The following is a 13,633-nucleotide window of genomic DNA, read 5'->3' as shown; positions in this document are numbered from 1 at the left end:
CGGCGCTTAGGACGTACTGGCAAACCAGATTGTGTGCATCGGACCCTTGCCGTTCTCACGGGCGCGCACCTTCACCTCCTCGACATTGAAGCCCGTCTGTCTGAGCCTTTGCGTGAAGGCCCTGTCAGGCCCGGCAGACCAGACCGCGAGGATTCCGCCCGGTTTCAGTGCACCATGCGCCCGCGCAAGGCCCTGGGCGCTGTAGAGACCGTCATTGGCCGCGCGTGTGAGGCCATCCGGTCCGTTATCAACGTCCAGCAGGATCGCATCATAGCCGTGCCGGGTGTCAGTGATTTGCGTGGCCACATCGCCGATCCTGACATCGACCCGCGGATCATCCAGACATCCTTGCGTGATGGCGGCCATGGGGCCGCGCGCCCAATCGATAATGCCGGGCACCAGCTCGGCCACAATAAGGCGCGCATCGCTGGCCAGCACTGACAGGGCGGCCCGCAAGGTAAAGCCCATGCCGTACCCGCCGATCAGCAGCCGGGGTGCCGTGCGCCCGCCCAGGCGCTCGCATGTGAGGGTGGCAAGCGCCTTTTCAGAGCCGCTCATGCGGCTGCTCATCAACTCGTTGCGATCAAGCATGATGATGAAGGCGTTGTCGTGCCGTATCAGCCGCAGTGGAGGGCCGCCCGGAACCTCGGCCTCACCAATCAGCTCGCGCGGTTTCACCGCTGCCGGGCTTTACGCGCGGCGTAACGCGCATCGCGCGCCGCTTTCAGCTCCGCTTCGGTGCGCTCAGGCACAGCAGCCTCGGCGGCCGCCTTGGCAGCATCTGCCTGCGCGGCTTCCGCCTTGATGCGGGCCGCCTCGGCTCTTTTGGCCTTGGCCTCCTCAGCTTCAGCCTTCTTGGCTGCGCGTTGCTCCTCGCGGGCGGCCCGGGCCGCCTGACGTTCGGCCAGTACGGCCGGATCGGGCGCGGGCTTGTTGCGCAATTGCTCGACCGCAGCCTGCCGGGCGGCGCGCGCCGCCGCTGTCCGCTCGTTGAAATCGGGAGATTTGAAACCTGCCATCATCTTTCCAGTGTGTTGCGGCTGGCCGGAGCCATTCTAGCCCCTCCAAATCAGCCCGGCGCGGCCTGACCTGCCGAAAATAAATGGCGCACCCGACAAGATTCGAACTTGTGACCTCTGCCTTCGGAGGGCAGCGCTCTATCCAGCTGAGCTACGGGTGCGTCGAACCGCTCTCTTACAGGGGCGGGCGGGACTATTCAATGGACTGACGCCGCTCAAAAGGCGGATCGTGCTGCCCTTGCCCGCAGCAGGCATATGCTCCGGCCGCGCCACTGGCGGTGATCGCGCTTCCCTGCCCTGCCCCGACCGCCTATATCGGACACATCATGGAAACAGCCGAGCTCATCTTGCTGGCCGCGGCAGGTCTTGTCCTGCTCGCCATTGCCGGGGCTGCCGCCACGCGGCAGGCCGGAGCTCCGCTATTGCTGATCTTCCTGGTCATCGGGATGCTGGCTGGTGAAGAGGGTCCGGGCGGCATCGCCTTTCACGCGCACGACACGGCCTATCTGTTCGGCTCGCTCGCCCTTGCGCTGATCCTGTTCGATGGCGGTCTGGGCACCAAGCTGCGCCGCCTGCGCAGTGTTCTGCGCCCCGCGCTCAGCCTAGCCACGCTGGGCGTCATCATCACGGCAGGGATCACGGCAATCGCCGCGAAATACCTGTTCGGCCTCGGCTGGGTCGAGGCAGCGCTTATGGGTGCGATCGTGTCGTCCACGGATGCCGCCGCCGTGCTGATGCTGATCGCCGGCAAGGATATCAAGGCCCGTCCGCGCGTGGCCACCACGCTGGAGGCTGAATCCGGCTTCAATGATCCGATGGCCGTGATCCTGGTGGTCACGTTTGTGGCCTGGCTGACCGGGCAGGGCATTCCAGACCCTCTTGTCGCGACCCTCTCCATTGTCTGGGCGATCGCGGCGGGCGCGGCGATTGGCTGGTTCGGCGGACGCCTGATTGCCTATGTCGAACGCAAGATCGGCCTGCCCATCGGGCTTTATCCCATTTTTGCCTCGGCAGGTGCGGTCTTCCTCTTCTCCTTTGCCGAGGTCATTGGCGGATCCGGTTTCCTGGCCGCCTATCTCGCCGGTGTGGCCATGGCCTCTGCGCCCAAGCGCCGGGCGGCCGAAGCCACCGCCCGCTTCTCAGATGGCCTCGCCTGGATCGCCCAGATCGGGCTGTTCCTGATGCTGGGCCTGCTGGTCACGCCCAGCCATGCCGCCGAAGTGGCCCTGCCCGCTCTGGGGCTTGCCTTCGTACTGATCCTGATGGCCCGCCCGGTAGCGGTGCTGATCTGTCTGGCGCCGGAGCGCTTCCGGCTCAATGAGCGCGCCTTCATCGGCTGGATGGGACTGCGCGGCGCGGTGCCGATCTTCCTCGGCGCGTTCCCGGTGCTTGCCGGGGTGGAGAATGCGAACCTCTATTTTTCCGCGGCCTTTGCCGTGGTGATTGCCTCCCTGGTCATCCAGGGCTGGACCGCAGGACCGGTTGCCCGCCTGTTCAATGTGGCGCCGCCACTGGCACGTGGAGGCAATCTGGCCAATGCCGGCATGATTGCTGCCGTGGCCATCGGGTTCACGCTGGCCAGCGCTGTCGTCTCGTTCGGCGTGAATGAGCGCGATGCGGACAGGGAGCCCATCTCGCCGGTCAATATGCGTGAATTGCTGGCGGCACTGGGGCCCGACGGCACAATGCGCGCCGTGCGGCTGGAGAGCTTCCCGTCGGACTGGGAACAGATGGACCCGGCAGAGCGCCGCGAAACGTTTGCCCGCGTGGCCGCTGGCCTGGTCGCGGCCCAGAACGAGCGGGTCATGGAAGAACGTGAGCAATTGCTGGTCATGCGCGCGCAGGAGGAAGCCGGTATTCCGCTAAGCCTGCCACAGCAGGCCCGGCGTGACACGCTGGCACGGCGCTATGGCGGGCGTTACGATGACCTTGATGATCTGCTGGCGCGCGTCGATATCGTGCCGCCTTCTCTGGGCGCAGCCCAGGCCGCGCTGGCCACGGGGTGGGGCTCCAGCAGTTCCGCCATCGAGCGCAACGCCCTTTACGGACGGTCGCCCCGTGAGGGCCGCTTTGGCGGGCTCACCGCGGCGGCTGCCGATTATGTCGATGTCTTCAACACCCATCGCGATTTTGCTGCCTTCCGCGCCGAACGGGCGCGGCTGCGCGCTCAAGGCGAGGCCGTCACCGGTCCGGCGCTGGTGAGCCTCATTGGCCCGTATGCGGAGAGCGGAGACGCCTATGCCGCACAGGTGCGCGCGGTGATGAACAGCGCCGGCCTGACCCGTTTCGACGCCAGCCGCGAGGCGGGCTTTACCGAAGAAAGCTAGGTGATCATCCGGGCCAGGATGAAGCCGGCGAGACCGCCCGCCACAATCAGTCCCCAGAGCCACCAGCGCACGCCGGGCTTGCGGACGGGTTCAGCCTCCAGCTCCTCCTCGGCGAACTCGTCAGAAATATCGGGCATGGTCCAGGCCAGATAGGCGGTAGGCAGGGTAAAGCAGTACAGCAATACGCCCCAGAAAATGGTGTTCCAGTGCGTGTAGCTGTCGGGCGCCCACAAGGTCAGCCGCGTATCGTCATTGGCAACCGCAAGGTAGAATATCGCGGCAGCCACCAGCCCGGTCAGCACGTGATAGGCAAAGGCATAGGCTTTCTGGCGCAAATCACGTTCCAGATCATCCAGCTCGCAGAGCTGCTCGCCGATAATCCGCTGCATGTAGGACGGCGCGATATAGAAAAAGGCGAAAACCGAGACCGCAATGATGGCCAGCCCCGCCAGGCTGAGCGCGAAGGACACGCTGCCCTCGCCGGCAAGGCCGGAATTGAGCGCCAGAAGGGCGCCGAGCGGATAACCGGCCAGGATGAGCCCCGTGGCAAGACGCATGGAGGTGCGGCTGCGCCGGGGTGTGCGGCCATTGGCGGTACGCATGTAAAATGACACTACTGACCTCCCTTGTTTGCGATTTGCGAAAGCGGCTCGAAGGGCTTGAGCGAAAAGATCATTTCCACCGGCAGGTTGAAATAATCCGCGAGCTTGAGGGCCAGTTCGAGTGACGGGCTGTAATCGCCGCGCTCCAGATAGCCGATAGTCTGGAAGTTGACGCCCACCGCATCGGCCAGCGCCTTGCGCGACAGGCTGCGCTCGGCGCGCAGCACGGGCAGGCGGTTATAGATGGGCGAACTCATCAGCGGACCTTCACGCCAGACCCCGGATTCAAAAAGACGGTCAGGCTATAAACTCATATTATGCAGATCACAAGCGTTTTGTTGTATATGTATAACATTTCATGGATTGGCAACACGCCTCAGAGCAGGCCTTCCTCGCCGCCAGCATCGTCTGCCCCGCTGCTGCCACGCCTCAGGGACGCATCGGGATCATCGTCCTCATCGCGCCGCCGCCGGGAGGCGCGGCCAAAGCCGACCCCCGTCGCATAGCCTTCGCCGTGGCTGCCTTCGCTGTCTTGCGGATAGAACTCCGCACCCATCATCCAGCGATAGGCAATGAGAGCGGCGGCAAAGGCGGTGAGTGCCAGAAGGCCGAGAACGATCCAGCCGGCAAGGGAAACAGGCCGGATATGGAGGATCACGATGAAGGCGAACGCCAGGCCGACGGCGCACAGGCTGGCGGCCCCGACGGATTTGAAAAAACGCATCATGGCCGGTTCTCCCGGATAGCTGGCCCCCGGTCAGCGGCGCCGGTCAGCGCGCCGCCTTGGCCTCCTGCGTTGCAGCTTGCCCGCTATTATATGTAAGGGCGAGGAAAACATCTTCCAGATCGGGCTCCTCGGTCCGCAGATCGCGGATGCGCTGCCCGCTTTCATTGAAACGGGCGATGAGGTCGCCGACAGAGGTCTGACCGGCCCTGTATGTGATGGTCAGCGCACCATCGCGCAGCTGAGCATCCAGTTCCTCAAACCCGGACGGAACCGCTGACAATTCGGTTTCCGCCTCGATGATCAGCGTCTTGCGGTCCAGACGGCGAAGCAGGCTGTGCTTGGGTTCGCTGGCCACAACGCGGCCCTGATCAATGATGGCGATATCGTCGCACAGCTCCTGCGCTTCTTCGAGATAGTGGGTCGTCAGCACGATGGTGACGCCGAGCCCGTTCAGCTTGACCACGTATTCCCAGAGCTGGCGGCGCAGCTCGATATCCACACCGGCGGTCGGCTCGTCCAGTACCAGCACGGGCGGGTTGTGGACGAGCGCCTTGGCGATCAAAAGGCGGCGCTTCATGCCGCCGGAGAGCTGGCGCACATAGGCGTTGCGCTTGTCGGCAAGCCCCATCACCTCCAGAAGCTCGTCTGAGCGGCGTTCCCCCTTGGGCACACCGTAGAAGCCGGCCATCAGCTCCAGCGTCTCGAAGGGCGTGAAGAACACGTCCATATTGATTTCCTGGGGCACCACGCCGATCGACGCGCGCGCCTGACGCGACGCGGTGGCGATGTCATGCCCCCAGATACTGGCTGATCCGCCGGTCTTGTTGGTCAGGCCCGCCAGAATGTTGATGAAGGTGGATTTGCCCGCCCCGTTTGGCCCCAGAAGTCCGAAGATGGAGCCGCGCCGGACCTTGAGATCAATCCCCTTGAGCGCCTGTTTCGGCTCGCGCTTCTTCGACCCGGCATAGGTCTTTTCCAGGCCTTCGGCGATGATGGCATAGTCGGGCAGGTCAGGCTGGGTCATGGGGCTTGGGCCTTGATGTGTGAGCCGGGCACGCTGGCGCTGATTGACGCGCGCAGCGGCTAAAACTAAAGCATGGGGGAACTTAAGAGGCTTGCGCACTGGCGTCCACGCCGCTGCGCGCCTGAACTGCCATCAGGGGATTTCCATGGCCCGTACACGCGCAAAGGCTCCTGCGGAGAAGGCGAAGGCACCGTCTGCGGTTCCGGCGGCATTCCCGCCCCCTGAGGTGATCGAGGTCACATCCAAGCGTGTGATGTGCGACGGCGGCGGCGGCGCGCTGGGCCATCCGCGTGTCTGGTACGATATGGGCGACGATGACTTCGTCGAGTGCGGCTATTGCGACCGCCGTTTCGTGCTGAAAGCCGGGTCAGGCGCGCATTAGCGTCCCGCGCCCTGTTGCCCTGGGGCAGTCAAACCGGCTTAACTCACCTGTGACACGCGCCCGCCCAAAGAGGCGCTGCCATTATCCGGGGGAGTTCATCAGGTGAGAATTACGTGGACACCGCGCCGCATCGGGCTGGTGACCGGGATTGTACTGGCTATTGGCCTGCAACTCATCCCCGTCCCCGAAGGACTTTCCAGTGAAGCCTGGTTGTGCCTGTCGCTGGCGCTTCTGATGGCGAGCTGGTGGGCGAGCGAAGCCATCCCTATTGCGGCAACCGCCCTCATCCCGCTGGCCCTGTTCCCGCTTCTGGGTATCGCCAGCGCCCGCGAGGCAGCCTTTCCCTATGCCGACCCCATCGTCATGCTGCTGCTGGGCGGTTTTGTGGTCGCACTCGGTATCGAACGCTGGAATCTGCATGCGCGCATAGCGCTGAATGTGGTGGCCGCCTTCGGCTCGCGCCCGTCACTCATGCTTCTGGGCTTCATGATCGCTTCAGGCGTATTGTCGATGTGGATCTCCAACACGGCTACCACGCTGATGATGATCCCGATCGCCCTGAAAGTGGCCGAAGCAGTGGAGAAGGAAGGCGTCGACACAAAAATGTTCGCGCCGGCGCTGGCGCTGGCGATTGCCTACTCGGCCTCGATAGGCGGGCTGGCGACTCCGGTGGGCACCCCCTCCAATCTCATCGCCATCGGCTATCTGGAACGCACCGCAGAGCGCTCGATCAGCTTTCCTGAATGGATGATGCTGGGTCTGCCCGCAGCAGCGCTCATCATTCCTGCCGCGTGGATCATCCTCACCCGCTTTGCGTTCAAGATCCCGTCCCGTGCCGGGTCGGGCGAAGGCCATGCCCTTGTCATCGCGGAGAAGAAGGCGCTGGGGCGCATGACCACGCCGGAAAAGCGTGTGGCGATGGCGTTCGGTACCGTCGCGCTGCTCTGGATGGGGCGCGAACTGCCCGGCGTGCTGATCGGCATGGGCGATATCAGCTTTGGCTGGAATCCGCTGCTCGCCTGGATGTCTTCGGCGCTGAATCTGCCGGTCACACTTCGCCTCAATGACATGCAGATCGCCATGGCAGGCGCGCTCGCAATGTTTCTCATCCCGGCCGGCGGGCCGGAAGGGCGGGGCCGTGCTCTCATGGACTGGGAAACCACCCAGCGCCTGCCCTGGGGCGTGCTTGTGCTTTTTGGCGGCGGGCTATCGCTGGCGGCGGCCATGGACGCGACGGGTCTGTCCGGCTGGATCGGCTCTCACCTGGCAATCGTGGCAGAATTGCCCTTGCCGGTGGTCGTTCTCATTCTGGCCTTCATGGTGGTCTTCCTGACCGAACTGACCTCGAACGTTGCCACCACAACCGCTTTCCTGCCGGTTCTGGGCGGTGTGGCGGCCGCGGCAGGCGTGCCGGCCGAGCATCTGATCCTGCCCGTAGCGCTCGCAGCGAGCTGTTCCTTCATGCTCCCCGTAGCCACGGCGCCTAATGCCATTGTCTACGCGTCGGGCGCTGTCACCATGGGACAGATGATCAAGGCCGGGTTCCGCATCAATCTGGTGGCCGCGCCGCTGATCGCCCTGCTGGCGAGCTTCATCGCGCCGTTTGTCTTCCCGGCCTGATCACTCGCCGACGAGCTTCTTCAGGTCATCGAGATAGGCCATCCACGCCTTGCGCCCGGCATCGGTGAGAGCAGCATCGGTGCGTGGCTTGCGGTCCACAAAGCGCTTGGTAATGGCGATATAGCCTGCGTCCTCCAGCTTCCTCAAATGCGTGGAGAGATTGCCGTCGGTCGCGCCCGTGCGCTCTTTCAGCTCGCCAAAGCTCGCCGAGCCAACGCTGGCCAGATACGCCATCAGTCCGAGCCGCATGCGCCCGTGAATGACGTCATCGAGATCGGAGGAGTTGAAATCCGCCATCGCCCTACACCACGTCCCGCGGCTCTCTCGCCATCAGGAAGAAGCCCGGTATGAACGTGCCCAGCAGCATGCCCGCCGAGGCTACCAGATAGACCCAGGGCGTCATCACCAGTGCCGCGCCGGCAAACCCGCCCAGCAGCGTGACGATGGCCGGTATCAGCAGCAGCCGCTCACGCGACAGCAGCGCATCGACCATCCATCCCGCCCCATAAGCCAGAAACGCCACCGGCATCATCGTGTTGACGAGCTCAATCGGTACAAGCCCCAGCGCCATCCCGGCGACCAGTCCGGCGAAATAGAGCCCGATACATCCCCCCAGCACCGGCCAGAGCACCTGTTGCACGCGGTTCCCCATCGAGCCGGTGCCCGGCTTGTTGCGCAGCGACCAGCCAAGGACCGCGCTGCCGACGGAGCCGAGCACCATATAGCCCAGCCAGAGCGGCCACAGCGCCTGCGCTCCGAAATCCAGCGTGCCGGTAATGATCAGCCAGTGGACAAAGGCCACAAGGCCGGTCAGCCCGCCCCACCACACCATGAAACGCCCGCCGAGAAGGGGCGCCTTTGCGCCAGCTTCCGCCATCTCGCGCAAATACGCCAGATCGGCATGGGCAGCGGTTTTGCGGTCGGTATTCATCACTGTCACTCCTTCGCACGGCCATTGCGCTGATTCGAATAAGCACACGCATTCTTGTGCCATAATCAAAATACTTTGTAAAGCAAAGTTTGTGATGAAGATACGGGGAGCGGAGAACGGGGAAATGAAGGCCATGGGGTGGTGTGGCGGGAAACTGTTTCGCCGCCCAGGCCCGGTCTGTCTTCCCCTCGTCATTCCGGGCGAGCCGCAGGCGGGACCCGGAACCCAGCATTCTATAGCCCGCTGGTTTCCGGATAAGCCCTGAAGGGCTTTCCGGGATGAAGAAGGAAGCAGAATACAGAGCGCTATCTGCCCCCCATCCGCGCCCTCGGGTGCGCCGCGGCATGCACCGACAACAGGCGTGCGGTATCCACCTCGGCATAGATCTGTGTGGTCGAGAGGGAGGCATGGCCCAGCAATTCCTGTATGGCGCGCAGATCGCCTCCCCCGGCCAGCAGATGCGTCGCAAAGGCGTGGCGCAGGGCATGCGGTGTGGCACTCGATGGAAGACCCAGCGCGCCGCGCATCCGCTCGACACAGCGCTGTACCTCGCGCGCATTCAGCGCCCCGCCCCGCGCGCCCCGGAACAGAGGCGCTTCAGCGCTCACCGGAAAGGGGCAGGCGGCCATATAGGCGTCTACGGCCTCGCGTACGGGCTTCAGCACGGGTACCAGACGGGTGCGCCCACCCTTGCCTTTGATGCGCAGGGCATCGGCCAGCGGATGGTCGCGCCCGGTGAGCGACAACGCTTCGGAGACGCGAAGCCCCGCCCCGTAGAGCAGTGCCAGCACGGCTGTGTTGCGCGCGCCCTGCCAGGTCTCGGCGCGGGCTGAGCCGGCATCCTCCAGCATGGACTTGGCGGCTCCCTCACTGACCGGCCGGGGCAGGCGGCGCGGTGCGCGCGGCGCTTCGACAAGGGCCAGTGCCGGATTGTCGATCCCGTGGCGGGTGCGCGCATAGGCGTAAAAGCTGCGCACGGCCGATAGAGCGCGTTGCAGCGTACGCGGGCCCGCTCCGTCCCGCCGCCTGTCGGCCAGCCAGGCCCGCCAGTCCGTCCCTGTAAGCCCGGAGAGATCTTCGGCTGACACAGCCCGCCCGAAATGCCCGGTCAGGAAGGAGAGCCATTGGGAAAGGTCGCGTTCATAGGCCTTGACTGTATGGACGCTATAGCGCCGCCCCCCCTCGATATGGGCCAGAAACCCGGCCACCAGGGCCGTCGGGGCGGCAGTCTTCGTCATCGCGGCAGCAGGGCCTCCAGCCGGCGTTCGAGAATGCGGGCCAGGAAGTGGGCAAGGTCTGCTGCATCGCTCGGCCGGAACGCATCCCGGCGCGCGGAGCCAAGGCACAGCACGCCGGAAAAGCCGCGGCCCTCAAGTGCGATGACGGCTTCGCTGGCAACCCGGCTGGCCTGAACACCGTAAATCGGCCCGGACAGGCGCGGGTCGGGCGTGCCAAGGCGTTCGAATGCCTCGCCCAGCATTGCGGCCTTCAGACCCGGCGCGGCAGGCAGGATCGCTATGGCGCGCGGCAGGGCGGTAATGCCCTCAAGGCAGACCCGCACGGCCTCAAGGCCCAGCGTGGTCGCCGTATGGCCTGCAAGGCGGCGGTCAAGCGCCGCTAGTGTCGGTTCGTCCATCAGGCCCATCACGGCGGCATGGGCGCTCGCCTGGGCGGCCAGATTGCCGCGCAGCATGTCCTGCAAATCCTCATTGGCGGCTTTCAGCAGGGTGATCTCGCGTTGAAGGCGTGCGCGGGCAGCTGCGTTCAGGTCAGCGACATTCCCGTCATGGCGCGCGCCCAGCAGCGCATTCATCAGCTCGCCATCGGCCAGCACGCGCGAGGGATCGGCCAGTATGGCGCTGCGCCAGTCCGGCGTGTCCTCTGCGCTGCGGGTTGCTGGCATAGCGTTGCTGCGCATGCGTTTCATGCCGATCATTGTCCATCCATCCTGTTGCCGGCCCCTCTTGGCGGGGGCGCTTGTCTATGGGCAGCAGAGTGGCACACGACCGGTTCCAGATGCGTTAACTCACCTGCATGATGAGCCGGGCCCCGCTAGGATGGGTGCATGAGCGCGAATCGTGACCCGTCCGCCCCCCAGATCGCGACAGTCCTCCTGCCGCTGCCCTTGCCGGAGGCGTTTGACTACGCCGTGCCGGAAGGCATGGAGCTGAACGAGGGCGATCATGTCGTGGTGCCGCTGGGCAAGCGGCTCAGCCATGGCGTTGTCTGGGGCCTGCGCGATGGTACGGGTGGCAACCGGCCCCTGAAACCTGTTTCAGAGCGTCTGGACGCCCCGCCCTTTACCGCTTCCATGCGCGCCTTCATCGACTGGACGGCACGCTATCTGGCGGAAAATCCGGGCCTCGTCCTGCAGGCAACATTGCGCAGCCGGGGCGGCCTCTCGCCATCACCCACCGAGACGCTCTACCACCCCACGGGCCAGATGCCGGACCGGATGACGCCGGCGCGTCAGGCCGTGCTGGACGCGGCCACGCAAGAACCAGCCAGCGGGGCAGAACTCGCCCGGCGTGCCGGTGTATCGCCCGGCGTGGTAAAAGGGCTTGCCGATGCTGGCGCGCTGCGTGCCGAGGCCCGTGATATCGACCAGCCCTTCCCGGAGCCCGACCCCTATCGAGATGGCCTTGTCCTGAATGACGGTCAGGAGGCAGCGGCCACACAGCTGCGCCGCCTCGTCGCCGCCGGGGGGTTCCAGGCCGCACTGCTCGATGGTGTTACCGGCTCGGGCAAGACGGAAGTGTATCTTGAAGCCATTGCCGAGCTCCTTCGGCGTGAACCCGATGCGCAAGTGCTGGTGCTATTGCCGGAAATTGCCCTGACGCAGGCCGTCACCGCCCGGTTTGAAGAGCGCTTCGGCGTATCCCCGGCGCTGTGGCATTCGGCCATTGGCCCGACGGAGCGCCGCCGTGCCTGGCGCGAGATTGCGGCCGGGCGGGCACGGCTGATTGCTGGGGCGCGTTCGGCGATCTTCCTGCCCTACCGCAATCTGCGCCTGATCGTGGTCGATGAGGAGCACGACCCGACCTACAAGCAGGATGACGGACTGACCTATCACGCCCGCGACCTCGCCGTGGCGCGGGGCAAGATTGAAGGTGCTGTGACCATACTTGCCAGCGCGACGCCCAGCCTGGAAACCCTCGTCAATGCGCGCGCAGGCCGCTATGGCCATATCCGGCTGGCTGCGCGGGCTGGCTCGGCCGTGCTGCCTGAGATCGAGACGATTGATCTGCGCGAACATCCGCCCGAGCCTGGCCACTGGCTCTCACCGCCGCTCACCGCCGCCATGGCCGGGACAATTGCGCGCGGCGAGCAGGTGCTGCTCTATCTGAACCGGCGCGGCTATGCGCCGCTGGTCCTGTGCCGGGCCTGCGGGCACAAGATGAAAAGCCCCGATACCGACCGCTGGCTGGTCGAACACCGCTATACGGGGCGGCTCATCTGTCACACGACCGGGTTTTCCATGCCCAAACCGAAGGCTTGTCCGGAATGCGGCGCAGTTGATTCGCTCACCAGCGTCGGCCCCGGCGTGGAGCGTGTGGCCGAGGAAGCCGCCTTGCGCTTTCCGGAGGCCCGGGTGGAGGTGTTTTCCTCCGATAGTGCCGCCGGGCCAAACGGCGTGCGCGACCTGATCGCGCGCATGGAAGCAGGCGAGATCGATATTCTGGTTGGCACCCAGATCGCTGCCAAGGGCCACAACTTCCCGCGCCTGACACTGGTAGGGGTGGTGGATGCCGATCTCGGCCTCAAGGGCGGCGATCTGCGTGCCGGCGAGCGCACCTACCAGACACTCGTGCAGGTGGCGGGCCGGGCAGGGCGCGCCGACAGGCCGGGCCGGGCCCTGCTGCAAACCCATGAACCGGAGCATGAAGCCATACAGGCGCTTCTGGCCGGGGACCGGGACAGCTTCCTCGATCTGGAAGCCCTGATGCGTGAGCAGCTGGGCCTGCCACCCTTCGGGCGGCTGGCCGCTTTGGTAATGTCCGGCTCGGACGAGCGCCTGCTGGTGGAAACTGCGCGGATCGCCGCCGCTGCTGCGCCCTTGAGCGATGATGTGAAACTGTTTGGCCCGGCCGAACCGCCGCTGGCCGTGGTACGCGGGCGCTACCGGCGGCGCTTCCTCGTGCAGGCGCAGCGCAATGTGGATGTGTCGGCCTTCATGGCGACCTGGATGGCGCGGTTCAAACTGCCCTCTTCAATCCGGGCGCGGGTGGATATCGAGCCGTATTCATTTTTGTGAGTGGCATAAGCGCGACATAATCTGACATTTTGTGTATCATTCCTGTCAGATCATGGAGGCAGGCATGCATATCTCGCTCACCGAAACGCTCGAAAAATGGGTCCGCGAAAAGGTCGAGAGCGGGCTCTATTCCAATGCCAGCGAAGTGATCCGCGAGGCCCTGCGCGAACGCATCCGCGCTGAACGCACAGAGGCGGAGGATATCGAGGCCCTGCGCGCCCAGATCGATATCGGCTTGCAACAGGCCGAGCGCGGGGAGCTGCTGGACTGGAACGCGAAGGACTTCATCGCCGAGCTGGACCGCGAGCAGCGTGGCTGAGTTCCGTCTTTCCACAGAGGCGAAGGCCGATTTACGTGATATTGCGCTATACACCGAGGCGATGTGGGGCCGGACTCAGCGCAACGGCTACATTTTCGAGCTTGAAGCTGTGTTTGTTAGGTTGGCCGGCATGCCCCGTCTGGGCCGCAACCGCGATGATGTTCACCCCGGCGTGTTCAGCTATCCGGCCGGTCGTCACATCGTCTGGTACCGGCAATCCATACCCGCCGGAATCGAAATCCTTCGAGTGCTCCACACCCGCCAGAGCAGCCAGGACGCGTTTTCTTGACGCCCCGCCTGCGCCGTTTGCGCGCGGGCAGGTTGCCGCCCTCAAACCCTTGTGCTAGGTGGGCGCCGGACTGAACGGGACCGGGCTTGCACTGTCGGCGCGGACTTGTGAAAAACCTCATTATCTCAAGTGCTTGGG

General features: G+C 64.9%; 16 protein-coding genes and 1 tRNA gene. 6 read left to right on the top strand and 11 right to left on the bottom strand.

Annotated features, from left to right (window positions below):
• Positions 1 to 6: 6 nt before the first annotated feature.
• The 3 genes from IEV75_RS04440 to IEV75_RS04430 all read right to left on the bottom strand — a co-directional run bounded on the left by IEV75_RS04440 (position 7) and on the right by IEV75_RS04430 (position 1,180).
• On the bottom strand, positions 7 to 678 hold the full coding sequence (locus IEV75_RS04440; protein ID WP_188451351.1) for a spermidine synthase: 672 nt from the start codon (positions 676 to 678) through the stop codon (positions 7 to 9).
• Entirely contained in the window at positions 675 to 1,019 is a 345-nt protein-coding gene (locus IEV75_RS04435) for a DUF6481 family protein (RefSeq protein ID WP_188451350.1), read from the bottom strand. Before IEV75_RS04435 ends, IEV75_RS04440 begins: the two co-directional genes overlap by 4 nt.
• An 84-nt stretch (positions 1,020 to 1,103) precedes the next feature.
• Positions 1,104 to 1,180: transfer RNA gene (locus IEV75_RS04430), tRNA-Arg, on the bottom strand.
• Between the two features lie 117 nt (positions 1,181 to 1,297).
• Between IEV75_RS04430 and IEV75_RS04425 the strand changes: the two genes are divergently transcribed.
• Complete coding sequence (locus IEV75_RS04425; protein ID WP_188451349.1) at positions 1,298 to 3,346, top strand: potassium/proton antiporter; 2,049 nt, start codon at positions 1,298 to 1,300, stop codon at positions 3,344 to 3,346.
• Here IEV75_RS04425 and IEV75_RS04420 read toward each other — a convergent pair.
• From IEV75_RS04420 to IEV75_RS04405, 4 genes are all read right to left on the bottom strand, one after another.
• Positions 3,343 to 3,960 (bottom strand): hypothetical protein, encoded by a 618-nt coding sequence (locus tag IEV75_RS04420; RefSeq protein ID WP_188451348.1) that lies wholly within the window; start codon positions 3,958 to 3,960, stop codon positions 3,343 to 3,345. The genes IEV75_RS04425 and IEV75_RS04420 overlap by 4 nt on opposite strands.
• A complete protein-coding gene (locus IEV75_RS04415; protein WP_188451347.1) occupies positions 3,960 to 4,205 on the bottom strand; it encodes a helix-turn-helix transcriptional regulator in 246 nt (81 codons plus the stop codon). The genes IEV75_RS04420 and IEV75_RS04415 overlap by 1 nt, the downstream gene beginning before the upstream one ends.
• 119 nt (positions 4,206 to 4,324) lie before the next feature.
• Positions 4,325 to 4,675: a hypothetical protein gene (locus tag IEV75_RS04410; RefSeq protein WP_188451346.1), complete on the bottom strand. Its 351-nt coding sequence runs from the start codon at positions 4,673 to 4,675 to the stop codon at positions 4,325 to 4,327.
• 43 nt (positions 4,676 to 4,718) lie between these two features.
• Positions 4,719 to 5,699: an ABC transporter ATP-binding protein gene (locus tag IEV75_RS04405; protein ID WP_188451345.1), complete on the bottom strand. Its 981-nt coding sequence runs from the start codon at positions 5,697 to 5,699 to the stop codon at positions 4,719 to 4,721.
• A 145-nt stretch (positions 5,700 to 5,844) separates the two neighbouring features.
• On the opposite strand from IEV75_RS04405, the gene IEV75_RS04400 reads away from it, so the two are divergent.
• On the top strand, positions 5,845 to 6,081 hold the full coding sequence (locus IEV75_RS04400) for a zinc-finger domain-containing protein (protein ID WP_188451344.1): 237 nt from the start codon (positions 5,845 to 5,847) through the stop codon (positions 6,079 to 6,081).
• Between the two features lie 102 nt (positions 6,082 to 6,183).
• Positions 6,184 to 7,701 (top strand): SLC13 family permease, encoded by a 1,518-nt coding sequence (locus IEV75_RS04395; RefSeq protein WP_188451343.1) that lies wholly within the window; start codon positions 6,184 to 6,186, stop codon positions 7,699 to 7,701.
• Here the strand turns inward: IEV75_RS04395 and IEV75_RS04390 are convergent, their stop codons facing one another.
• The 4 genes from IEV75_RS04390 to IEV75_RS04375 form a co-directional block, all read right to left on the bottom strand.
• Complete coding sequence (locus IEV75_RS04390; RefSeq protein WP_188451342.1) at positions 7,702 to 7,998, bottom strand: winged helix-turn-helix domain-containing protein; 297 nt, start codon at positions 7,996 to 7,998, stop codon at positions 7,702 to 7,704.
• A 4-nt stretch (positions 7,999 to 8,002) separates the two neighbouring features.
• The gene (locus IEV75_RS04385; protein WP_188451341.1) at positions 8,003 to 8,632 is read right to left on the bottom strand and encodes a hypothetical protein; all 630 of its coding nucleotides are present in this window, start codon (positions 8,630 to 8,632) and stop codon (positions 8,003 to 8,005) included.
• 305 nt (positions 8,633 to 8,937) lie between these two features.
• Complete coding sequence (locus IEV75_RS04380) at positions 8,938 to 9,870, bottom strand: tyrosine recombinase XerC (protein ID WP_188451340.1); 933 nt, start codon at positions 9,868 to 9,870, stop codon at positions 8,938 to 8,940.
• Positions 9,867 to 10,559 (bottom strand): DUF484 family protein, encoded by a 693-nt coding sequence (locus IEV75_RS04375; protein WP_188451339.1) that lies wholly within the window; start codon positions 10,557 to 10,559, stop codon positions 9,867 to 9,869. Before IEV75_RS04375 ends, IEV75_RS04380 begins: the two co-directional genes overlap by 4 nt.
• Before the next feature lie 138 nt (positions 10,560 to 10,697).
• Between IEV75_RS04375 and IEV75_RS04370 the strand changes: the two genes are divergently transcribed.
• From IEV75_RS04370 to IEV75_RS04360, 3 genes are all read left to right on the top strand, one after another.
• A complete protein-coding gene (locus IEV75_RS04370) occupies positions 10,698 to 12,887 on the top strand; it encodes a primosomal protein N' (RefSeq protein ID WP_188451338.1) in 2,190 nt (729 codons plus the stop codon).
• A 64-nt stretch (positions 12,888 to 12,951) separates the two neighbouring features.
• Entirely contained in the window at positions 12,952 to 13,206 is a 255-nt protein-coding gene (locus tag IEV75_RS04365) for a type II toxin-antitoxin system ParD family antitoxin (RefSeq protein ID WP_188451337.1), read from the top strand.
• On the top strand, positions 13,199 to 13,495 hold the full coding sequence (locus IEV75_RS04360) for a type II toxin-antitoxin system RelE/ParE family toxin (protein ID WP_188451336.1): 297 nt from the start codon (positions 13,199 to 13,201) through the stop codon (positions 13,493 to 13,495). The genes IEV75_RS04365 and IEV75_RS04360 overlap by 8 nt, the downstream gene beginning before the upstream one ends.
• Positions 13,496 to 13,633: the final 138 nt, after the last annotated feature.

The sequence above is a fragment of the Glycocaulis albus genome, from assembly GCF_014639075.1.
GTDB lineage: Bacteria > Pseudomonadota > Alphaproteobacteria > Caulobacterales > Maricaulaceae > Glycocaulis > Glycocaulis albus.
This window is presented reverse-complemented; position numbering and strand designations above follow the sequence as displayed.